Annotated in this window: 22 protein-coding genes; 2 read left to right on the top strand and 20 right to left on the bottom strand. The window is 66.3% G+C overall.

From position 1 onward, the window contains the following. Positions 1-34: 34 nt before the first annotated feature. The 11 genes from METFAM1_RS0117205 to METFAM1_RS0117155 form a co-directional block, all read right to left on the bottom strand. Positions 35-2,455 (bottom strand): efflux RND transporter permease subunit, encoded by a 2,421-nt coding sequence (locus METFAM1_RS0117205; RefSeq protein ID WP_019916691.1) that lies wholly within the window; start codon positions 2,453-2,455, stop codon positions 35-37. Further along, positions 2,452-3,432 (bottom strand): WD40/YVTN/BNR-like repeat-containing protein, encoded by a 981-nt coding sequence (locus METFAM1_RS0117200; RefSeq protein WP_019916690.1) that lies wholly within the window; start codon positions 3,430-3,432, stop codon positions 2,452-2,454. The genes METFAM1_RS0117205 and METFAM1_RS0117200 overlap by 4 nt, the downstream gene beginning before the upstream one ends. Before the next feature lie 68 nt (positions 3,433-3,500). Further along, complete coding sequence (locus METFAM1_RS0117195; protein WP_019916689.1) at positions 3,501-3,692, bottom strand: 4-oxalocrotonate tautomerase; 192 nt, start codon at positions 3,690-3,692, stop codon at positions 3,501-3,503. 30 nt (positions 3,693-3,722) lie between these two features. Beyond that, positions 3,723-4,511, bottom strand: coding sequence for a 2-oxo-3-hexenedioate decarboxylase (dmpH, locus tag METFAM1_RS0117190; RefSeq protein ID WP_019916688.1), 789 nt, complete (start codon positions 4,509-4,511; stop codon positions 3,723-3,725). Between the two features lie 3 nt (positions 4,512-4,514). Next, positions 4,515-5,555, bottom strand: a complete 1,041-nt coding sequence (gene dmpG, locus METFAM1_RS0117185; RefSeq protein ID WP_024300801.1) for a 4-hydroxy-2-oxovalerate aldolase — start codon at positions 5,553-5,555, stop codon at positions 4,515-4,517. Positions 5,556-5,572: 17 nt separating this feature from the next. Then, positions 5,573-6,490: an acetaldehyde dehydrogenase (acetylating) gene (locus METFAM1_RS0117180; protein WP_019916686.1), complete on the bottom strand. Its 918-nt coding sequence runs from the start codon at positions 6,488-6,490 to the stop codon at positions 5,573-5,575. Further along, entirely contained in the window at positions 6,487-7,101 is a 615-nt protein-coding gene (locus tag METFAM1_RS0117175) for a carboxymuconolactone decarboxylase family protein (RefSeq protein ID WP_019916685.1), read from the bottom strand. The genes METFAM1_RS0117180 and METFAM1_RS0117175 overlap by 4 nt, the downstream gene beginning before the upstream one ends. 10 nt (positions 7,102-7,111) lie before the next feature. Beyond that, positions 7,112-7,897, bottom strand: coding sequence for a 2-oxopent-4-enoate hydratase (gene dmpE / locus METFAM1_RS0117170; RefSeq protein WP_081627212.1), 786 nt, complete (start codon positions 7,895-7,897; stop codon positions 7,112-7,114). Between the two features lie 105 nt (positions 7,898-8,002). Further along, entirely contained in the window at positions 8,003-8,830 is an 828-nt protein-coding gene (locus METFAM1_RS0117165) for an alpha/beta fold hydrolase (RefSeq protein ID WP_024300799.1), read from the bottom strand. Positions 8,831-8,841: 11 nt separating this feature from the next. Then, complete coding sequence (locus METFAM1_RS0117160; protein ID WP_019916682.1) at positions 8,842-10,302, bottom strand: 2-hydroxymuconic semialdehyde dehydrogenase; 1,461 nt, start codon at positions 10,300-10,302, stop codon at positions 8,842-8,844. 27 nt (positions 10,303-10,329) lie between these two features. Next, positions 10,330-10,767, bottom strand: a complete 438-nt coding sequence (locus METFAM1_RS0117155) for a GlcG/HbpS family heme-binding protein (RefSeq protein ID WP_020647602.1) — start codon at positions 10,765-10,767, stop codon at positions 10,330-10,332. A gap of 189 nt (positions 10,768-10,956) precedes the next feature. Here METFAM1_RS0117155 and METFAM1_RS0117150 point away from each other — a divergent pair, with 189 nt between their 5' ends. Next, positions 10,957-11,700 (top strand): GntR family transcriptional regulator, encoded by a 744-nt coding sequence (locus METFAM1_RS0117150; protein WP_019916680.1) that lies wholly within the window; start codon positions 10,957-10,959, stop codon positions 11,698-11,700. Positions 11,701-11,889: 189 nt separating this feature from the next. Here METFAM1_RS0117150 and METFAM1_RS0117145 read toward each other — a convergent pair whose 3' ends face one another. From METFAM1_RS0117145 to METFAM1_RS0117110, 8 genes are all read right to left on the bottom strand, one after another. Next, positions 11,890-12,225, bottom strand: a complete 336-nt coding sequence (locus METFAM1_RS0117145; RefSeq protein ID WP_019916679.1) for a 2Fe-2S iron-sulfur cluster binding domain-containing protein — start codon at positions 12,223-12,225, stop codon at positions 11,890-11,892. A gap of 2 nt (positions 12,226-12,227) precedes the next feature. After that, positions 12,228-13,286, bottom strand: a complete 1,059-nt coding sequence (locus tag METFAM1_RS0117140; RefSeq protein ID WP_024300798.1) for an NADH:ubiquinone reductase (Na(+)-transporting) subunit F — start codon at positions 13,284-13,286, stop codon at positions 12,228-12,230. Then, positions 13,286-13,645, bottom strand: coding sequence for a phenol hydroxylase subunit P4 (locus tag METFAM1_RS0117135; RefSeq protein ID WP_019916677.1), 360 nt, complete (start codon positions 13,643-13,645; stop codon positions 13,286-13,288). The genes METFAM1_RS0117140 and METFAM1_RS0117135 overlap by 1 nt, the downstream gene beginning before the upstream one ends. A 13-nt stretch (positions 13,646-13,658) precedes the next feature. After that, positions 13,659-15,212: an aromatic/alkene/methane monooxygenase hydroxylase/oxygenase subunit alpha gene (locus METFAM1_RS0117130; protein ID WP_019916676.1), complete on the bottom strand. Its 1,554-nt coding sequence runs from the start codon at positions 15,210-15,212 to the stop codon at positions 13,659-13,661. An 88-nt stretch (positions 15,213-15,300) separates the two neighbouring features. Next, entirely contained in the window at positions 15,301-15,570 is a 270-nt protein-coding gene (locus METFAM1_RS0117125; RefSeq protein WP_019916675.1) for an MmoB/DmpM family protein, read from the bottom strand. A gap of 9 nt (positions 15,571-15,579) precedes the next feature. Continuing rightward, positions 15,580-16,572: an aromatic/alkene monooxygenase hydroxylase subunit beta gene (locus METFAM1_RS0117120; protein ID WP_019916674.1), complete on the bottom strand. Its 993-nt coding sequence runs from the start codon at positions 16,570-16,572 to the stop codon at positions 15,580-15,582. A gap of 34 nt (positions 16,573-16,606) precedes the next feature. Beyond that, complete coding sequence (locus tag METFAM1_RS0117115; RefSeq protein WP_019916673.1) at positions 16,607-16,852, bottom strand: phenol hydroxylase subunit; 246 nt, start codon at positions 16,850-16,852, stop codon at positions 16,607-16,609. 10 nt (positions 16,853-16,862) lie between these two features. After that, entirely contained in the window at positions 16,863-17,789 is a 927-nt protein-coding gene (locus METFAM1_RS0117110; protein ID WP_024300797.1) for a catechol 2,3-dioxygenase, read from the bottom strand. Between the two features lie 381 nt (positions 17,790-18,170). Between METFAM1_RS0117110 and METFAM1_RS0117105 the strand changes: the two genes are divergently transcribed. Then, positions 18,171-19,865 carry a sigma-54-dependent Fis family transcriptional regulator gene (locus METFAM1_RS0117105; protein ID WP_019916671.1) on the top strand — a complete coding sequence of 565 codons (1,695 nt, stop codon included), beginning with the start codon at positions 18,171-18,173 and terminating at the stop codon, positions 19,863-19,865. A gap of 7 nt (positions 19,866-19,872) precedes the next feature. Here METFAM1_RS0117105 and METFAM1_RS0117100 read toward each other — a convergent pair whose 3' ends face one another. Beyond that, positions 19,873-21,129 (bottom strand): putative Na+/H+ antiporter, encoded by a 1,257-nt coding sequence (locus METFAM1_RS0117100; protein WP_019916670.1) that lies wholly within the window; start codon positions 21,127-21,129, stop codon positions 19,873-19,875. Positions 21,130-21,175 lie beyond the last annotated feature (46 nt).

Below are 21,175 nucleotides of genomic sequence, written 5' to 3'. Positions count from 1 at the left end.
GACGGACACCCGCCCGGCGGGTTGAAGCTTTCGGTCAGGCCGCCGCGCGGGCGACCTCGCGCGGGGCGTCGTCCTCTTCCAGCACGCCGTCTTCGTCGTAGTGGGTGGCCACCACGAAGTGCGGGCGGAACACCACGCACCAGGCCGGCACGATGAGCATCGCGGCCAGCGCATTGACGACCAGCATGAAGGACAGCAGGACAGCGGCATCCGACTGGAAGCGCAGGTCGGACATGAAGATCCACATGACGACGCCGGCGATCAGCGTCGCGGCGGTGAAGGACACCGCGTAGCCGGTGGTGGCGACCGCATTGACGACGGCGCGGTGGATGTTGCGGGTGACCGCCATTTCCTCGCGGATGCGGTCCATGAAGTACACCGCGTAGTCGATGCCGACGCCAACGCCGACCGCGATCACCGGCACCGTGTTCACGCTGATGCCGATGTTGGCCCAGCCCATATAGGCGTAGGTCATGACGGTGGCGAACAGCATGGGCAGCACCATCAGCCAGCCGGCGTGCAGCGACTGGTAATAGGCCATCACCAGGAAGAAGGCCAGCAGCATCACCGCCGGAATGATGATCATGTGATCGGTGTGCAGCGCCTGGTTGGCCGCCGCGGTGACGCCGATGATGCCGCCGCCCAGTTCTATCTTCAGGCCCGGCACCTCGGCCTCGATGCGCGCCTTGCCCTCCTCCGCAAGCGCGACCACCCGGTTGATCGTTTCCGCCTGGTGGTCCTTGTAGAAGAACACCATGTTGGCTTCGTTCTCGTCCGGGCTGATGTACTCCTTCAGCGCACCCGGAATCGGGCTGGACGCCATGTAGGCGAACATCAGGCCCCCCACCTCGTCGGCGTTATCCGGGATCTGCGCCCAGCGCGGATCGTCGTTGTGGGTGAGCTGGTTCACCACCCGCACCACGCCCGGCAGCGCACGCGCGCCGCCCAGCGTCGGATCGGACAGCATGTGCGCCTGGAAGCGCTCGATCGCGTGCATCACCTCGGGTCGCTTGATGCCACCCTTCTCTTCGGTGCGGGCGACGATGTGCAGCTCTTCCGAGCCCGGGAACAGCGTGTTGATGGCCGCCGTCGACACGTTGTAGTCGTGGTCGCGGTTCAGCAGCGGGCTGCCCGGCTCGGACTCGCCGAGCTGCACCTTGGCCACGTACCAGCTGCCGACCACCACGCAGGCAAGCGAGGCGAACAGGATGGCGCGCGCGCCGCCGTCGGTACCGCCGGTACGCGCCATCGCGTTGCCGAGGAAGTTGCGCACGCCCTCGTTAGCGTTCTCCATCGTCTTCGGCTGCGGCAGCACGGTCAGCGCCAGCGGCACCATGAAGTGCACAGTGAAGATGACCGAGAAGCCCCAGAAGCCGGCGGCCAGGCCGAGCTTGTAGTTGAACGGCGCGGCACCGAGCACCAGCACGGCAATGCCCACCGCATCGACGATGATGGCCAGCGAGCCCGGGCGGAACAGCGCATCGAGCGCGTTGCGCGCCGCCTGCCTGCCGTTCTTCACGATGGCCAGTTCTTCGTAGTAGCGCACCACCAGTTGCACGCCGTGCGAAGTGGCGCGGGCCGCGATCAGGAAGGGAATCGGCAGCGACAGCGGTTCGAGGTTGATACCGGCCAGCGCCATGAAGCCGAGGCCCCAGATCGACGACAGCGCGATGCCCAGAAGCGGCAGCGCGATGCCGTACAGCCGGCGGAAGTAGACGATCAGCAGCGTCGCCAGCAGTGCCAGCGTCCACGCCAGGATCTGCACGATCTGGTCGAGATAGGTGTAGACCCAGCCGGTCAGCACCGGATTGCCGGTCACGTGCACCTTGTGGCCGTCGCGCGCCAGCGTGTCGCGCACCTTCTGCAGCGCGGCGAAGGTTTCGACGTAGTCGAGCTCGCTCTCGTTGAGCTGCGCCTTGATCAGCGCCGCCTTGAAGTCCGGCGACACCATCAGGCCGAACAGGTTGGGGTTGGCGATCACGTCGCGCTGCATCTGCGCGAGCTCGTCGGCCGAATAGGTCTTCGCCGGGTCGTAGTAGGGCTGCGACACGAAGCTGCCCTCGGGGCTGAGAAACACCTTGCGCGCGGTGCGGTGGGTCAGCGACGACACCAGGTTGTGGTTCACGCTGGGCAGGTTGTCGACGCCCTGCGTCGCCTCATGCACCAGTTTCAGCGTGTCGTTGTTGAAGATCGTGCCCTGCTCGACCTCGATCGCCATCACGATCATGTTGGCGCCGCCGAAGTTCTCCTTGATGCGGTTGTAGGTCTGGATGTAGCTGTGCTCCTGCGGCAGCAGGTCGGAGAAGTCGGAATAGATGCGCAGCTTGGGCAGCGCGGCGGCGAAGGCCAGCGTGACCAGGAAGATCAGGCTGAGCACGATCTTCGGATTGGCGAAGATCCACTCTTCGGCCTTGTGCAGCGTGTGGGTGATGGACTTGCGGATCGGGGCGATCATTTCGCTGCTCCGGGTTTGGATGAGCCACCGTCGGCGATGGCACGCAGCAGGCCACCCGGCCCGCCGATCAGAAGGGTGTTGTTCGCGGCAACCGAGGTGCCGGCGGCGAGCGGCACCGGTCGGGCGTCCGGGTAGGCCACGGCCACCCATTCCTCGCCCTGCAGACGCACCACCGCGCCGCCGGCGCCGACCGCGTGCGGTGCGCCGGCGTGCATGAAGATGCGGTACAGCGGCGCGTTGGCGCGATTCACCTGCGCGGTCCAGCTGAGGCCGCCGTCCGTGGTGTGCACCACCTGTCCGGCCAGTCCGGTCACCCAGCCTTCGCTGGCCGACACGAACAGCGCCGCGTAGGGATAGAACTCCTCGGGCAGCGCGCCGCGCTTCGCCCAGGTCGCGCCGCCGTCGGTGGTGACCACGACGGTGCCGAATTCGCCGGTGGCAAAGCCGTTCAGCTCATCGACCATCCGCACCGTGGTGATCTGCAGGTCTTCCTGCAGGTCGGTCTTCGCCCAGGTCTTGCCCTGGTCGTCGCTGCGCACGATGAGGGCGCCGCTGCCGGCCACCCACCAGCGCCCCTGGCGGTCGCAGTGCACGGCCAGCGCGGTGTGCGGTGCCTCCAGTGGCTGGGCGGTCCAGGCGGACAGCTGGGCGTCGGCCGTCCATAACTTCCGGTAGAAATCGATGGCAATGAAGCGACCGTCCGGGCACACGTCCATGCCGGTGATCGACGACGGCCCGGCGATGGGCTGTCGATTCCAGCTGCGGCCGCCGTCCGAAGACACCAGCACCGCACCGCTGCGGGTACCGGCAGCGACCTTGTCGCCGTGCGCGGCCAGCGCCTGGATGGCGTCGTAGCGCTGCACCGGCTTCTGCGCCTCGGCGCGCGCGGCCGACAGGTCGGGCGCCTGGGTGCAGCCGGTTGCGAGCGAGGTGAGCGCGGCACAGACGGCCAGCGCCCTGAATCCGTGATGGTTCATGTATTTCTCCTCCTTGCCCGGCTCTGCGGCCGGGTCATCGATCGGGTATGTGGTGTGACGCCGGGTGGCTAGCGCCCGCGGTCCTTGGCGCTGACGCCGCCGATTCCCCAATGCGAACTGGGTACCTCGACGATCATCACGCGCACCGTTTCACGCGGCGCGCCGACCGCCTCGACCAGCGCCTGCGTCACCTTCTCGATGACGGCGCGCTTCTGGTCTTCGGTGCGACCTTCGATCATGTTGATCTGTGCAAATGGCATTTTTCGGTTCTCCTGAAGGGCGAAGGTCGGTCAGACAAAACGGACGCTGGTCGCCCCGAGCGACTGGATGCGCAGCGACACGCTGTCGCCGGCCGCGACAGCCACCGCTTCGGTGATGCCGCCGGACAGGATGAGCGTGCCGGCCGGGATCTCTTCGCCGCGCCGGCCCAGCATGTTGGCCAGCATGGCGATGGCCGCCGCCGGGTGGCCGAGCACCGCGGCACCGGCGCCGAGCGCCACCGGCTGCCCGTTCTTTTCCAGCACCACGCCCAGCGTGCGCAGGTCCAGGCCCTCGACCGGCGTCGCGGTACCGCCGACCACGAAGCGCGACGACGAGCAGTTGTCGGCGACCACGCTCTTCAGGTCGAACTTGAAATCGCGGTAGCGCGAATCGATGATTTCGATGGCCGGAACGACGAAGTCGGTGGCGGCGAGCACGGCGGCGATGTGGCAGCCCGGGCCCTTCAGCGGCGCCTTGGTGACGAAGGCGATTTCCGGCTCGACCTTGGGGTGGATGAGCTTCGTCGTATCGATGTCGCCGCCGTCGGCGACCGCGAAGTCATCGACCAGGAAGCCGAATACCGGGTCTTCGACGCCCATCTGCTTCATCTTGGCGCGCGAGGTGAGTCCGGCCTTCAGGCCGACGATGCGTGCGCCGCGCGCCAGCTTGCGGGCGCGTATCGCGTCCTGCACCGCGTAGGCGTCCTCCCAGTCCATGTCCGGGTGGTCATCGGTGATCTTGGTGGTGTCGCGCGCTTCCAGCTCGCAGTTTTCGAGGCGCTCGGCGAGCAGCGCGATGGTGGTGCGGTCGAGATTCATCGCTCAGACCCCCGCCACAGCAGCGGCGCGCTCGCGCGCCATCGTGATCGCTGTGTCCTCGATCATGTCCTCCTGCCCGCCCACCATGCCGCGGCGGCCCAGTTCCATCAGGATGTCGCGCGGCGCGATGCCGTACTTGGCGCCAGCGCGCTTGGCGAACAGCAGGAAGGAGGAATAGACGCCGGCATAGCCCAGCGTCAGCGAATCGCGGTCGATACGCACCAGGTGTTCCATCATCGGCAGCACCAGGTCTTCGGCCACGTCCATGATGCGGTAAAGGTCGACACCGGTTTCGATGCCCATGCGGTTGGCCACCGCGACGAACACTTCCAGCGGCGTGTTGCCGGCACCGGCGCCCAGACCGTTGGTCGAGCCGTCGATGCGGCTGGCACCGGCTTCGATCGCCGCCAGCGAGTTCGACACGCCCATCGACATGTTGTGGTGGCCGTGGAAACCGATCTCTGTTTCAGGCTTCAGCGCTTGGCGCACCGCGCTGACGCGCGCCGTCACGTCGTCCGGCAGCATGTAGCCGGCGGAGTCGGTCACGTACACGCAGTTGGCGCCGTAGCTTTCCATCAGCTTCGCCTGCGCGACGAGTTTGTCCGGCTCGATCATGTGGGCCATCATCAGGAAGCCCACGGTGTCCATCTCCAGCTTGCGCGCCAGACCGATGTGCTGTTCCGACACGTCGGCTTCGGTGCAGTGGGTGGCCACCCGTATCGTGTGCACGCCCAGTTCGTGCGCCATGCGCAGGTGATCGACGGTGCCGATGCCCGGCAGCAGCAGCGCCGACACCTTGGTGTTCTTCATCGCCGGGATGACGGTGCTCAGATACTCCTCGTCGCTGTGCAACGGGAAACCGTAGTTCACCGAGGCGCCGCCGAGGCCGTCACCGTGGGTGACCTCGATCAGCGGCATGCCCGCCTCGTCGAGGCCGCGCGCCACCGCCAGCATCTGGTCCAGCGTGATCTGGTGGCGCTTCGGATGCATGCCGTCGCGCAGCGTGTTGTCGTGCAGCGTGACCTTCTTGCCCTTGAGATTCATGGTCGTGTCCTTTGCGCTCAAGCGGGGACGGGCTCGAGCGAGAGCGAGCCGTTCAGGATTTCTTCGGCGAACATCTCGGCCGTGCGCGCGGCGGCGGCGGTCATGATGTCGAGATTGCCGGCGTACTTCGGCAGGTAGTCGCCGAGGCCGGCGACCTCCATGAAGATGGACACGCGGTGGGTGTCCATGTCGATCACCGGGCCATTGACCAGCCGGTAACCGGGCACGTAGGCCTGCACCTGGCGGATCATGTCGTGCACCGATTCCTCGATTTCGGCGGCACGCGGCGCCGATTCGGTGATGCAGTGGATGGTGTCGCGCATGATCAGCGGCGGCTCGGCCGGGTTGATCACGATGATGGCCTTGCCCTTGGCGGCGCCGCCGACCCGCTCGATGGCGCCCGAGGTGGTGCGGGTGAATTCGTCGATGTTCTTGCGCGTGCCCGGACCGACCGAGCGGCTGGAGACGGTGGCGACGATCTCTCCATAGCTCACCTTCTGCACGCGGCTCACGGCGGCAACCATCGGGATCGTCGCTTGGCCACCGCAGGTGACCATGTTCACGTTCATTTCGCGCTTGCCGACGTGTTCCTTCAGATTCACCGGCGGCACGCAGAAGGGGCCGATGGCGGCCGGCGTGAGGTCGATCATCATCACGCCCAGCGCATTGAGCTTGCGCGAGTTCTCGGCATGCACGTAGGCGCTGGTGGCGTCGAAGGCGATCTGTATGCCGTCCGCCATGACGTGCGGCAGCAGGCCGTCGACGCCGTCGCTGGTGGTCTTGATGCCCATGTCGCGGGCGCGCGCCAGACCTTCGGACGCCGGGTCGATGCCCACCATCCAGACCGGTTCCAGCACCGGGCTGCGCTTGAGCTTGTAGAGCAGATCGGTGCCGATATTGCCCGGCCCGATCAGTGCGCACTTGATCTTGTTCATGCGGGGATGTCCTTGTCTCCGGCGGCATGCTTGCCGGCCGTCCAGCCGGTGTTCGCGAGCACGCTGCCGGCGGTTTGAAGGGGCTCGGACTCAAGCGTCGTTGCCAGTGAATCGTTCCAGCGGTTGAAGAAGCCGAACAGCGCGATCACGCCGAGCAGCTCGACGATCTGGCCTTCGCTCCAGTGCGCACGCAGGCGGGCGAACAGTTCGTCGCTCACGTCGTTCGGCTGGCTGGCGGCAGCCAGCGCGAAGTCGAGCGCCACGCGTTCGGCATCGGAGAACAGCGGGCTGGTCCGGTAGTCGGCAACCGCCGCCATCTTTTCCGCGGCGACACCGTGGCGCAGCGCGCTGGTGGCGGTGTGCGCGCGGCAGTACAGGCAGCCGGCCGCCATGCTGGCGACGTGTCCGACCAGGCGCTTGAAGCCCAGGTCGACCTCGCCCGCCGGGTCGTACACGCCGCGGCTCAACGCGATCAGGCCCTTCGCCAGCGCCGGCCGCCAGGCCATCGTGCGCAGGCTGTTCGGCACGAAGCCCAGCGTGCGTTCGAAGAAGGCGAAGTCGGCCGCCATGTCCGGCGTGGACTCGATCGGAAGGGGTGCGATGCGTGCCATGGAGTGACTCCTAGACGAAGCGCACCGAGCAGCCGCCGAGGCCGCCGATGGCGATGCGCAGGCTGTCGCCGGCCTTGACCGGAATGAGGGCGGCGAGCGAACCGGACAGGATCACTTCGCCCGCCTTGAGCGGAATGCCGAGACGGCCCAGCGTGTTGGCGAGCCAGACGACGGCGTTGACCGGATGGCCGAGGGCGGCGGCACCGGCGCCGGTGCCGACGATGTCGCCGTTCAGCTCCAGCACCATGCCGCACAGGCCGAGGTCGAGATTGCGCGGCGACACCGCGCGGTCGCCGAGCACGAACACGCCGCACGATGCGTTGTCGGCCACGGTGTCCTGGATGCGGATCTTCCAGTCGGTGATGCGCGAATCGACGATTTCGAAGCAGGGCATCACGCACTCGGTGGCGCGCAGCACGTCGGCGCCGGTGACGCCGGGGCCCATGATGTCGTGCTTGAGGATGAAGGCGATCTCGCCCTCGGCGCGCGGCTGGATCAGCGAGTTGGCAGCGATCGACTCGCCCTCGTTGTAGATCATGCCGTCGAGCAGGTAGCCGAAGTCCGGCTGGTGCACGTTCAGCATGTTCTGCACGACTTTCGACGTAACGCCGATCTTCTTGCCGACCACGCGCTCGCCGGCGTCGAGCCGGCGCGCAATCATGCGCTGCTGGATGTGGTAGGCATCCTCGATCGTGATGTCCGGTTCGCGGCTGGTCAGCGGCGCCACGGTTTCGCGGGTAGTGAGCGCGGCGTACAGCTCGTCGCCGTAGCGCTGGATCTTGTCGGCTTGCATCATCATCTGCTCCATATCGTTATCGACCGCACCGCGCCGCCCGCCGGGCCGCCCCAGGGGCGAGCGCAGCCCCCGTGGGGGGCAGCGAGCGGAGTGAGCGTGGGGGCCTCATTCAGTAAGGAAGTCGCCGACCAGACGCGCGAAGCGCGCGGCGTGCTCGATCTGCGTCCAGTGGCCGCACTTGCCGTACACGTGCAGCTGGGCGTTCGGTATCCACTGGGCCAGCGTGAGCGAGGTATCGAGCGGGATGACCTGGTCCTCGCGGCCGTGGATCACCAGCGTTTCGTGCGGCAGCGCCTTGATGTCCTCAACATTGCTGGCCATGGCATCAACCCAGCGCTGGCGCGGCGCCGGAAACATGGACGCGAAAGACTCCTGGAAGCCCGGGCGGATGGTGGCTTCGTAGCGCAGCTTGGCCAGATCGTCATTCACCAGCGAACGGTCGTAGGCGAACAGGTCGAGCAGGCCGCGCATGGTTTCGATCGACGGCGTGTAGCCCCATACCGCGTCGAGCGCCGGCGTGATGTCGAAGCGCACGCCGACGCTGCCCATCAGCACCAGACGGCGGATGCGCTGCGGGTGACGGATGGCAACCTGCAGCGCCAGTCCGCCGCCGAAGCTGTTGCCCACCAGATCGGCCTGTTCGATGCCGAGCGCATCCAGCATGCCGACGGCCTGGGCGACCCAGGTGTCCATGTCGTAGCGGAGGTCGGGGCGACGCTCGGTGTAGCCGAAACCGGCCATGTCCGGCGCGATCACGCGGGCGCGTTCGGCAAGCTGCGGCATCACCAGCCGCCAGTTCGCCCAGGCGCTGACGCCGGGACCGGAGCCGTGCAGCATGAGCAGCGGAAAGCCGCTGCCCAGGTCGTGGTAGTTGGTCTTGATGCCGGCGGCGACGATGCTGCGGGCGATTTCCGGATTCAGTGGTGCGTTCATGTCGTCGGTCCTCACAGCTTCACGCACACGTTCTTCAGCTCGGTGTAGAACTCGAGCGAATGCACGCCGCCTTCGCGGCCGATGCCCGACTGCTTGGCGCCGCCGAAAGGCGTGCGCAGGTCGCGCAGGAACCAGGCGTTCACCCACACCAGACCGGTTTCGAGCGAGGCGGCGACGCGATGGCCACGGGTGAGGTCCGATGTCCAGACGGATGCCGCCAGGCCGTACTGCGTGTCATTGGCCATGCGGATCACGTCCTCTTCGCGGTCGAAGGGGGCGATGTGACAGCAGGGCCCGAAAATTTCCTCGCGCACGACAGCGGCGCTTTCCGGCAGACCGGTCCAGATCGTCGGCTGCACCCAGGCGCCGTTGGCCAGTTCGCCCTGCATGTCCGGTACGCCGCCGCCGGTGACGACGGTGGCGCCCTCTTCCACCGCGCGGCGGTAATAGGACAGCACCTTCTGCTTGTGCTCGGCCGAGATCAGCGGGCCCATGCCGGTGGCGTCGTCCTCCGGCCGGCCCATGACCAACGCCTCGGCACCCTGCTTCAGCGCGGCGACGAAGCGCTCGAACAGCGGGCGCTCGACATAGACGCGCTCGGTACCGAGGCAGACCTGACCGCAGTTGGCAAAGGCCGAACGCAGCGTGCCGGCGATGGCGGCGTCGAAGTCGCAGTCGGCGAACACGATGGCCGGGTTCTTGCCGCCCATTTCCAGCGACACCGGCCGCGCGCCGCCGGCGGCGGCCTTCATGATGGCTTCGCCGGTGCGCGTCTCGCCGGTGAAGGTGATGGCATTGACGCCCGGGTGGGTGGTCAGGAATTCGCCGGCCGAATCCGGCCCGAAACCGTGCACCACGTTGTAGACGCCGGGCGGCACGCCGACCGCGTTCATCACCTCGCCGAGCAGCGCCGCCGTCTGCGGCGTCTCTTCCGACGGCTTCACCACCACGGTATTGCCGCAGGCCAGCGCCGGGCCGACCTTCCAGGTCATCAGCAGCAGCGGCAGGTTCCACGGACACACGACGCCGACCACGCCGACCGGGCGGCGCAGCGCGTAATTGATCGCGCCGCGGCCGTCCGGCGTCGCCATTTCGAAGAACTCGCCCGGCACGTTCTTGACCACGTCGGCGAAGATCTTGAAGTTGGCCGCACCGCGCGGAATGTCGAGATGGCTGGCCAGGCTGACCGGCTTGCCGGTGTCGGCCACTTCGGCCGCGACGAAGTCGTCGAAGCGGCGGTTGATCTCATTGGCGACCGCGTACAGCAGTTCGGTGCGTTCGGTCACCGTCATGCGACCCCACGGGCCATCGAGCGCGGCGCGCGCAGCGGCGACCGCGGCATTCACCTCGTCGCGTCCCGCTTCGCTGACCGAGGCGATGACGCGGTTGTCCAGCGGCGAGCGCTTGTCGAAGCGACGGCCTTCGCGGCCGGCAACGAACTCGCCGTTGATGAAGTGGCTGATCTGTTTCATCGATCTCTTTCTTGTTGGAGCGGCGCGTCAGCGCGCCGAGGTCAAATCAAGCGCCGCGAGCGCGGCGCGGGCGCAGTCTTCGTCCTGCGCCTCGGAGCCGCCGGAAATGCCGATGCCGCCGATGCGTTCGCCGGCCACCACCAGCGGCAGGCCGCCGCCGAACATGACCATGCGCGGGCGCAGCGGCAGCCCCTGGCGGACTGCGTCGGAATGGGATGAGAAGGCGGCCGCCCAGTCGCCGGTCGGCAGGCCGAAGCTGGCGGCGGTATAGGCCTTGTCGATCGCGATATCGACCGAGTGCAGCGGGGCGCCCGGCATGCGCAGGAAGGACACCAGCTGGCCGGCGCGATCGACCACCGCTGCATTGACGCAGGCGCCGACGGACGCTGCGTGCGCCACGGCCGCGATGACCGCCGCCGATGCCGCCTCCCAGCTCACTGTCGATTGCCGCGCTGCCACGTCCATGTCGTCTCCTCCGCCGGGTCGCTGTGTCGCGACCTCACGCTCATCGATATTCGATGGACTTAACGATATAAAACGATTATCTCGACGTCAACGTTTTTTCTCGAGATTTTTGGCTTTTCACGGAGAAAGTTCGGAACTAGAATGGCGACATGCCCGCCCAACCGGCGTGGGCATTCAGGGAAACATCAAATGGATCAGCTGATTACCGGCGACTTCCAGGTCAACGGCGACGCCTACGAGCCGAAGACACTGGTCGATGGCGCCTACCGGCAACTGCGGCGCGACATCATCGAAGGCCGCCACGCCCCCGGCGCGAAGCTTCGGGTCGAGCACCTGAAGGACGAGTACGAGGTGGGCGCCGGCACGCTGCGCGAGGCATTGGCGCTGCTGGTGAGCGACTCGCTGGTGGTCGCTCAGGGTCAGCGCGGCTTTCGCGTGGCGCCCATATCGCTGGCCGACCTCGAGGACATCACGCGCACCCGGGTGATGCTCGAAAGCGAGGCGCTGCGGCAGAGCATTGCCCACGGCGATGAGGCGTGGGAAGGCAATCTGGTGAGTGCCTTCCACCTGCTGACCCGGGCCGAGGAAAAGCTGGCTGGCGACCTGGATGGCAGCGTGAACGAGTGGGAGGAGCGTAACCGCGTGTTCCACGAAACGCTGATCGGCGCCTGCGGCTCGCGCTGGATCCGCCACTTCCTGGCCATCCTGTACCGGCAGTCGGAACGCTACCGTCGCATATCGGTGCTGAACCGGCCGGTGCCGCAGGATGTGCACGAAGAACACGAACAGATTTTCAAGGCGGCCATCGCGCGCGACGCCGACGAAGCCAGCCGCCTGCTGTCCGGCCACATCTGGCGGGCCTTCCACACGGTGTCCGCAGTTCCGGAGTTCGCGCAGGAATCGGCAAGCCGCAAGGTAGCGAACGGGCGCTGACGGCGGGCGTAGCCGGACCTCGACCGCCCCGTCGCGGCCAAGGCCGCTCCCACAAGAAGCACTCCTTGTCGGCGGCACGAGCAAGCCTCCCGTGGGAGCGAGCTTGCGCGCGATCTCGGCGGCGATCGAAGCACGCGGCGTGCAGCGGCCCTGTCGCGAGCAAGCTCGCTCCCACAGGGCCTCGCCACTTCAGCCCTTTTTCGCCGCCTCCTGCTTCAGCGCCTCGACGCTGCGCGCCATCTTGCCGACCACCTTGAGCCGCAGGTCGCTGGTCGGATAGATGCGGCAGGCAAGCACGCACCGGCGGCCCTCCTCTTCCTCGCTGATCTGGCTGCGGCTCATGACGCCGGCGGTGTAGGTGCCGGACAGCACCTCCACCTTGCACACGCCGCAGCCGCCCTGACGGCAGCCGACCGGGATGCCGCGGCCGCCCAGCGCCTCCATGCCGCGCAGCGCGTTCTGCGTGTCCGCACACAGGTATTCGCGGCCGATGCCGTCGAGCACGATGCTGTACGAACGCCCCATGGTCAGATCTTCCTGAACAGCGGGCTGCGCACCTGCTGCGCATCGGCGGCCGAGAAGAACTTCTCGGTGTAGATGTCACGCTCGAACAGCCGGCCCTGCATCAGCGCGTTGATGCAGGCGTCGATCATGACCGGTGGTCCGCACAGATAGGCCTGGTGGCCGCGAAAATCCTCGCGGAAGTGGGCCAGTGCGGCCTCGTGCGCGTAGCCGCGGAAGCCGGCCCAGTCGCTGCCCGCCGGTTCGTCGGACAGCGCCGGAATGTAGCTGAAGCTCGGATGCGCCGCCGCCAGTGCAGCGAAATCGTCGTGGTAGTACAGCTCGGCCCGGTTGCGCGCGCCATACACCAGCGTGATCGGCTGCGCGTAGCCCTTGGCCAGCAGGTCGAGAATCATCGAGCGCGGGCTCGAAAGCCCGGATCCGCCGGCCATGAAGATGAGCGGTTTCTCCGCCGACGCGCGCACGAAGAAGCGGCCGTAGGGACCGGACAGCTTCACCCGGTCGCCCGCATTCAGCGCCTCGTGTATCCAGGTGGTGCCGCGACCGCCGGGCACGATGCGGATGTTCAGTTCGACCTCGTCGCCGGTGGAGGGCGGATTGGCCAGCGAGAACGCGCGCGACATGCCCGGCTCGGCGCCGATGTCGAGGTTGATGTACTGACCGGCCTGGAAGTCGAGCGGCCGCTCGAGGCGAATGAACAGTCCCTTGATCGTCGGCGTCAGCTGTTCGATGCGGCTCACCGTGCCGTGGAAATCCTCGACCGGAATATTGCGCGCGTCCGGTTCCTCGTCGATGTCCGCCTCTATCGTCACGTCGCTCTGCAGCCGCGCGCAGCAGGCCAGGGTCTTGCCTTCTTCCCGCTCGAAATCCATCAGCGCGAAGTCGGACGCCTCGCCGTGGTCCACCTCGCCGTCGGTCACCTGCACCTTGCAGGTGGCGCACAGGCCGTGACAGCAGGCATGCGGCAGCCAGATGCCCGCCCGCAGGCAGGCATCCAGCACCGTCTGGTCGTCCTCGACCTCCAGCGTCTGGCCGAGCGGTTCTATGGTCAGCGCGTAAGCCATCAGCTGCACGATCCCTTGATGCCGGTCAGGCCGGGCGTACGGAAGCGCAGCGCGTCCTTGTGGCCGATGCCGTTCTCCGCCAGCGTGCGGTTAAAGTGCGGCGTCCACGGCTCGCCGGACTTCATCCACTCGACCTTCGACCAGTCGATCTTCGACCAGTCCGGGTGGTAGCCGTAGGCGCCGGGCAGCACCTTCTCGACGATGTCGCCGAAGCGCAGGGTCGGCGGGAAGGGGAAGGCCAGCGGTGCGGCGAACATCAGGTGATCATCCCAGCCGATATAGACGAGCTGGTTGCCGTGGAAGTTGTCGACCACGTCGCGCGGCACGCCGACGTAGTCCTTCACTGCTGCGACTTGCATGTCTTTGTTCCCCTCAGTCGTTGCGCTTGGCCATGCCGCGCCAGGCTTCGAAGTTGCGATGGTCTTCCGAACCTTCGAACTCGCCGTTGTCGTGGCCGACGTTGAGCCGGTAGTACTCCAGCACGGCGGCCAGCGGATCGAAGCCAGGCGCGGTCGGGTCGGCGCCCTCGGGGAAGCAGTTGCCCTGGTAGATCTGGTGCACCGGCAGCCAGGCCTGTACGTACTTCTCCGGCTCGTTGTCGAAGATGTGCTGGCAATGGTCGGAGCAGAAGTGGTACTTGTTGCCCTTGTAGCTGCGCTCGCGGTAGCAGATCTTCGTCGGGTCGCCGGGCTCGGTGAACAGCATCGGGATCTGGCAGGTCTGGCACAGCATGGGCAGCGTCTTGTTGTAGAAGCGATTGCCCTTTTCCTGCTGTTCGCGCCAGAACTCGAAGCGCGGCCGGTAGTACTTGTCGAAGGTGTCCGGGTACTTCTGAGACAGCCACTGCATTTCGTCTTCGGTCGGCATCCAGGTGTGGAAGTCGGTGGCGCCGCCGTAGTTGTAGAAGGTGGCCCACACCTGGTGCGACAGGTGATCCTTCTCCTGGCGGATCTGTTCGGCGCAGGCCGGCATCTTGATGCCGTAGCGCGCGAGGTCCTTGAACAGCGCGCCGCCGTTTTCCTCGAAATAGATCTCCCAGGCTTCCTTCCAGCTCATGACGCGCTTGGGCAGCATGTAGTCCATCATCATCGCGACGATGGACAGCAGGCGCACGCCGCGCCAGCACCACTTGTCTATCCAGCGCTGCACGATGGGCAGGTTGGCCGGGTCCTGTTCGAGGATGAACTTGATGCACTCAAGACCCAGCGTCATGTGGCGCGCTTCGTCGGACTGCGCCGAGAAGCCGAAGGTCATGGTGCCCATGTCGCCGTTGTAGGCCGCTCCCGACACGAAGGGCACGAACAGCAGGTTGGTCAGTACGTACTCGAAGGAAAAGCCGACCGACACGATGAATTCGAAGGGGCCGGCGGTGATCGCGTCGTCGAAGAAGCTCTTCGGCACCGACAGGTACCAGACGCGGTCGAACATGTGCGGCGCGTCGTGGAAGCCGTTGTAGTACTTGTTGTAGTTCGACAGCGAATGGATCTGCGTCTGCGCGTGGCGCATCTCGTCGATCGCCTGCATCTGGCAGGCCACGCGCGCACCGGCGCCGGGGAAGGCGCGGCCGACGTGAGCGAAACCGCGATGTGCCATGTATTCCAGCGGCGTGACCGCTGTCAGGAAGATCTTGATCGCGTTCAGGTAACGCGCGTCGGTCACGCCTAGATGGCCGTTGCTCTGGCTGTAGGCGTCGATGATGGCGTAGAGCTTGCGTTCCTTCTCCGCCTGATACTTCCAGTAGGCGTCCATGGTCAGCCGGAACGGGTCCTCCCACTTGTCCCAGTCATGAATCTTGATGCCTTCGTAGTCGGCGTACGGATACACCTTCTCCTTGGTCTGATAGGTGGTGTCCCACGCCAGATCACGGGTCATCAGCGTGTAGCGTTCCTTCAGGCCCAGCTTCTTCTTCGGTACCTGCATGTCCATCTGTACTTCTCCTCAATGACAGATCCGGGTGCGGCCGTTCATGCGGCCGTCTGTGTCCCGGGTTCTCGCTCGGCGCGTGCGCCGGAACTCAGTTGTCCCAGTGCAGCGTGAACTCGTCGTCGCTCTCGTCGATATGGCCGGACAGCGATATCAGGTGCGTGTGCAGTTCCTGCAGGTCGAAGTCGCGGCCGATCAGTTCGGAGATCGACTCGCGCTTCACCGTCAGGTGACCTTCGGCGTCGATCTTGATCATCGCCGGCGACTCGACCGGCACGGCGTGCGGGTTGTCGGCGAGGATGGATTCGATGATCGGGCGCGTGTCGTCGTTGGTCTGCAGTGCGATGAATACCTTGGACATGGCGCGACCTCAGGCCGGCACGCCGCACTTGGCGACGCGGGCAGTGAACTGCGTGGCGAGATCGTCGAGCGCCGCGCCGGCACGCTCGCCGAGCGCGCGTTGTGCCAGCGGCATCACGGCCTCCAGCGCGCGCGCCTGCCAGGCGCTGACCCAGCCGCGCACCAGCGCTGCGTTGTCGGGCGACTCGGCGCAGGCGGTCTTCACCTGAGCATCGACCCACTTCGCGGTTTCGGCGTACCACTCGGTCATGAACTGCGTGAGCATGGCGACCGCGGTGCCGCCGCGCAGCGACAGTTCGTCCTCGACGACGGTCTTGTAGAACAGCGGATACACGAGGCCGTCGAGCACGAGGTTCTGCGCAATGAACAGCTCGAACCAGTCCTGCACCACCAGGCAGTCCTCGACGTAGCGGCGCAGGCCCTGCCAGTCGGCGGCGTACAGCCAGTGTTCCTTCGCGGTGGCCAGCGAGGCGGCGTCGCCCAGCAGCAGGCCGATGCGCGTCAGGTACTGCGCGATGGCCAGGTTGTCCATCGCATGGAACATGCAGGGCTGGGTGATGGCCGTGCCGTAACCGTAGGCGCAGATGGCGGAGTTGTTCATGTTGGCGCCCCAGGCCACGTGGCGCAGCGGCAGCAGCAGGTCGAGCGCCTGCTGTCGTACGTCGTCGCTGAGCAGGGCACCGAGGTTGCGCGACTCGACGAAATCGAAATTCGATTCGGCCGTGTCCTGCTGACGCGCGCGCGCCAGCGTCCAGGCACCGTAGTAGTACTGGCGCGGGTCCTTGAACGCGTACCAGTCCCTCATCGTCAGCCGGGTACGCGAGGTGTCGAAGATTTCGCGGTCCGGGTCCCAGGTCGGGCGGTAGTGGAAGTTGGCGGTCGGCTGCTGGTCGAAAGTGCCTTCCTGGTAGCGCGATGCCGGCTTGTCGCCGAAGCGCCGCGCGATGTGGCCATAGGTCTGGCGCAAGGGCTTGATTGATACGGTACGCAGATCGATCTGCATGCCTGTCTCCTCTGATGTGTTCTCGTGCGGCCGCTCAGCGCGGACCGCCGTTCAGGACTTCGTTGAGCCGCGCCGACACCGGCGATGCCGGGTCGGCACCGGCGGCGTCGAGCAGCACCACGTCCTGCGCCGCGCAGAACTCTTCGAAGGCGGCGCGCGTGAGCATCATTTCGGCGAACAGTTCCGGCTCGCCGAGCGCGAAATCGAACTCGACGAAGCCGTCTTCGCGCTCGCCGGTGACGCGCACGTACTTGCGGAAGGGGTCGAATGCCGACGCCATGACGCTCGCCTCAGGTGTACACATTGAGGAAGGCGTCGTTGAGCTTGCGGTCGTGATAGAAGATCGCGCGCCCGAGGTCCTCGGTGGTCCAGGTGATGACCGGCTTGTCCGGGTAGTACTGGTAGCCGCCCGAGTACACCTCGTTGCGGTTGCCGGATGGGTCGAAGAAGTAGATGGTGGCGCCGCGCGTGATGCCGTGCCGCGTCGGGCCGATGTCCAGCGACACGTCGTTCTTCGAAATCAGGTCGGCCGCCCTGAGCACGTCGTTCCACGTGTCGAGGATGAAGGAGCAGTGGTGGAACTTGCCCTTCTCCGGGTTGCGGATGAAGGCGATGTCGTGCGGCTTGGTCGAGCAGGTCAGGAACACGCCCACCATCAGATCGCCGGCCATCACCTGTTCGGCGATCCGGAAGCCCAGCACTTCGGTGAACAGCTTCACCACGCCATCGACGTCGTCGCCGTACAGCAGGCAGTGGTCGAAGCGGGTCGGCTGCATGCCGATCAGGCCATCCGGCCACGGGTCCGGATTCACGTCCGGCAGGCCGTTGCCCACCTTGTCCTTGCTCGCGAACAGCTCGATCGCGTGACCCGTCGGCACCGTGAAGCGGATGCGGCGGCCGGTGTGCAGATGTTCGCCGGCGGGAATCCACTGCAGATCGGTCGCCAGCCGGCTGCCTTCCACCTCCGCCGCCAGCCTGTCCAGCGTCGCCTCGCTGTCCACACGGAAGCCCATGTAGTCCATGCCCGGCGCGTCCGCCTTGCGCAGCACCACGCTGTGGTGATCGTGTTCATCCCAGGCTTTGAAGTACACGCGACCTTGCGCGTCGCGCCCGGTCTCCAGCAGGCCCAGTACCTGTCCATAGTGTTTCACCGCCGCTTCCAGATCCGTCACCCTCAGGGCGACATGACCCGGGCGCAGCACGCCGGTCATTGCCATCGCTTTCCTCCTCCTTTTTGTGGTGCGTGCTGCGGCGCATCAACACCTCGGAAGAAACGGAAGCTGGAGAGCTTTCGCCGAAGCAGCGGATGCAGCCGTCAGCCGCACCCTCTCCTATCCAAGAAGCGTGCCATACTCGATAATCGATAAAAATCTCGATATTTGGCGGTTCTGGACGGGCAGGAGTACAGTCGCCGCGTCCACCGGTTGACGAGGTGGTGAAGCGCCCGAAGAGGTGTTCACCAACTGATGAACGATTCGACCGGAAGAAGACCGGCCACGCCATGCAGCCGGGATCGCGCACGCGGTCCGCTGCAGAAGACGGAGGCCGAACCGCTGTGCAGCGCAACATGAAGCACCGGTCTGGAGGAGGCACGGGCAATGAGTACGTTCAAATACCCGCACAACAGCGATCTGCGTCGACTGGTCAGGTTCTCGGCCGACGACGGACTGATCTGGCTGGCGGAAAATCGCATGCTGCTGATGCATTGCGCCGCGATGTCGGCGCTGCGCACGCAGCTCATCAAGTCGGTCGGGCCGGAATCGGCGCGCCGCATCCTGACCCGCATGGGTTACGAATCCGGCATGCGCGACGCCGAACTGGCGCGCACGATACGGCCGGACCAGAACCCGATCGAATCCTTCTTCGTCGGCCCGCAGCTGCACATGCTGGAGGGCAGCGTGCAGGTGACGCCGGTGCACATCCATATCGACGTGCGCAGCGGCGAGTTCGACGGCGAGTTCCTGTGGGAACACTCGTGGGAAGCGGAATTCCACCTGCGCGAATTCGGTCAGGCCGCCGACCCGGTGTGCTGGATGCAGATCGGCTACGCCTCGGGCTACACCTCGGCCTTCATGGGCCGCATGGTGCTGTTCAAGGAAACCGAATGCGCCTGTTGCGGCGCCAACAACTGCCGCATCATCGGCAAGCCGGTCGAGGAATGGGAGAACGGCGAGCAGTACGCCCGCTACTTCGAACCGGACAGCCGCATCGCCCACCTGCCCTCGGCCGCCTGGGCCGGCGTCGCCCAGATCGACAGCACGCAGGAGGCGCCGACGCCGACCGACCTGATCGGCAGTTCGGCCAGCTTCCGCCGCGCCTATGAACTGATGCTGCGCGCCGCCGGCACCACGGTGACCGTACTGCTGCTGGGCGAGACCGGCGTCGGCAAGGAACGCTTCGCCCGCGTGCTGCACCAGATGAGCCCGCGCAAGGACGCGCCCTTCGTCGCCGTCAATTGCGCCGCCATCCCGCACGACCTGATCGAGTCCGAACTGTTCGGCGTCGAGAAAGGCGCTTTCACCGGCGCTCACGCCTCACGCGCCGGCAAGTTCGAGCGCGCCGAAGGCGGCACCCTCTTCCTCGACGAGATCGGCGAAATGCCGCTGGCCGCCCAGGCCAAGCTGCTGCGCGCGCTGCAGGAGGGCGAGATCGAGCGGCTCGGCGACGAGCGCACGCGCAAGGTGAATGTGCGGGTGGTCGCCGCCACCAACGTCGATCTGGCGCAGGCGGTGAAGGAAGGCCGCTTCCGCCCCGACCTGTACTACCGCGTGCATGTCTATCCCATCCACATCCCGCCGCTGCGCGACCGGCTGGCCGACCTGCGCCAGCTGGTCGATTCGCTGGTCGCCAAGTTCAACCGCCAGCATGGCAAGCACGTGCAGGGCGTGTCGGACAAGGGCTTCCAGGCCCTGCACGCCCATCATTGGCCGGGCAATGTGCGCGAACTGGAGAACGTGATCGAGCGCGGCGTCGTGCTGGCGCCGCAGCAGGGCTGGATCGAGGCGCACCATCTCTTCCTGTCGCTGGAAGCGGTGCTGGCGCGCGAATCCGGCATTTCCGCCTGCGGCAAGCTGGAAGAAGGCTGCGGTGACGCGGTGCGCGAACAACTGGTCGAGCAGATCCTGCGCGCCGGCATTCCACTGGAGGCGCTGGAGCAGCAGCTGATGAAGGTGTGCGTCGATCAGGAGGGCGGCAACATCGCGCGCGCCGCGCGCCGGCTCGGCATGTCGCGGCCCAAACTCAGTTACCGGCTGCAGCGCACCGAGGGCGAAGCCGAAGCGGCTGATTCATAGCGCGTGTTCAGAGCAGCTGGAAAGCCAGGATGGCGACGATGGTCGGCGGCAGCGCGGTCACGAACAGTCCCAGCGGATTGATCGCCTCGTCGTCGAAATGGCCGCGCAGGATGGCGAACCCGGCCGGATTGGGCGCGTTGGCGATCACCGTCAGCCCACCGCCGGTCACCGCACCGGCAACCAGCGAGTACTTGAAGGCCTCGTCTGTGCCTTCGACCAGCGAACCGAGGTAGGTCAGTGCCGCGTTGTCGGTGATCGCGGTCAGCGCGGTGGCACCGAAGTAAAGCGCCGTGCTGTCCATGCCGGCGAGCGCGGCCTGCAGCCACCCCTGCTGCAGCGCCCCCAGCGTGACCAGGCCGGCGAGGAAGAAGCCCACCATCAGGCCCTCGCGCAGCATCAGCCGGTCGTGGTAGTGCCGGTAGGCCTCGGCCACACCGAGGAAGAGCAGGAACAGTCCGACGAACACCACCGGATGGTGCGCGAAGTAAACGATGCCGGCGAGAAAGAACACATGCAGAAGCATCAGTGCGCGCGGCACGGTGCGGTCGCTGCGGCGCGTATCCACGTGCAGCGACTTCAGCTCGCGCGCGAACAGCAGCGTCGCCACACCGGCGTTGACGAACACGGCGATCGCCGACTTCCAGCCGAAGTGGCCGAGCATGTACCACATGTCCCAGTTCCACTTGCCGGCCACCATCAGCACCGGCGGCGCGGCGAAATGACTGAGCGTGCCGCCGATCGACACGTTCACGAACAGCGCGCCCAGAGTGACGTACTTCAGGCGGTGCGAAATCTTCCTGCTGTAGACGTTGTCACGCAGCATCAGCGCCGCCAGCGTCATCGCAGCCGGCTCGGTGATGAAGGAACCGAGCAGCGGAAGCACGGACAGGCAGACGAAATGGAAGGCGACACTGTCGGGCGCAGGGATGTAGCGCGCCAGCGTGCGAGCGCCCGCCTTGCACAGTTCGAGCACCGGCCGGCTGGCCGCCACCACCATGATGACGAACACGAAGGCCGGCTCGGTGTAGTCCAGCGCTTCCAGGTAGCCGGCGGCGCTGCCGGCACCACTGGTGAGCGCCATGAAGGCCAGCAGCACGAAGGCCCAGAAGCCGAACACCACTTCGACCTCGCCGAGCAGATGCCAGATGCCGGCGTGACCGGGCTGCAGATGTGCGAGGTGCTCGAAATATCGGGTCAGGAAGGTGTGTGCGACGGCCACCGCGAACAGCGCAGTGCCGACCGCCTGGAGCGTGCCCGGAGTCATCGGGAATCCTTGCTTCGGCTGGGTTGGAATGAAGGCGGGCGTGTGC

The organism is Methyloversatilis discipulorum (assembly GCF_000527135.1).
Lineage (GTDB): Bacteria > Pseudomonadota > Gammaproteobacteria > Burkholderiales > Rhodocyclaceae > Methyloversatilis > Methyloversatilis discipulorum.
The sequence above is the reverse complement of the archived record's forward strand: the minus strand, read 5'-3'. Positions and strand labels throughout refer to the sequence as shown.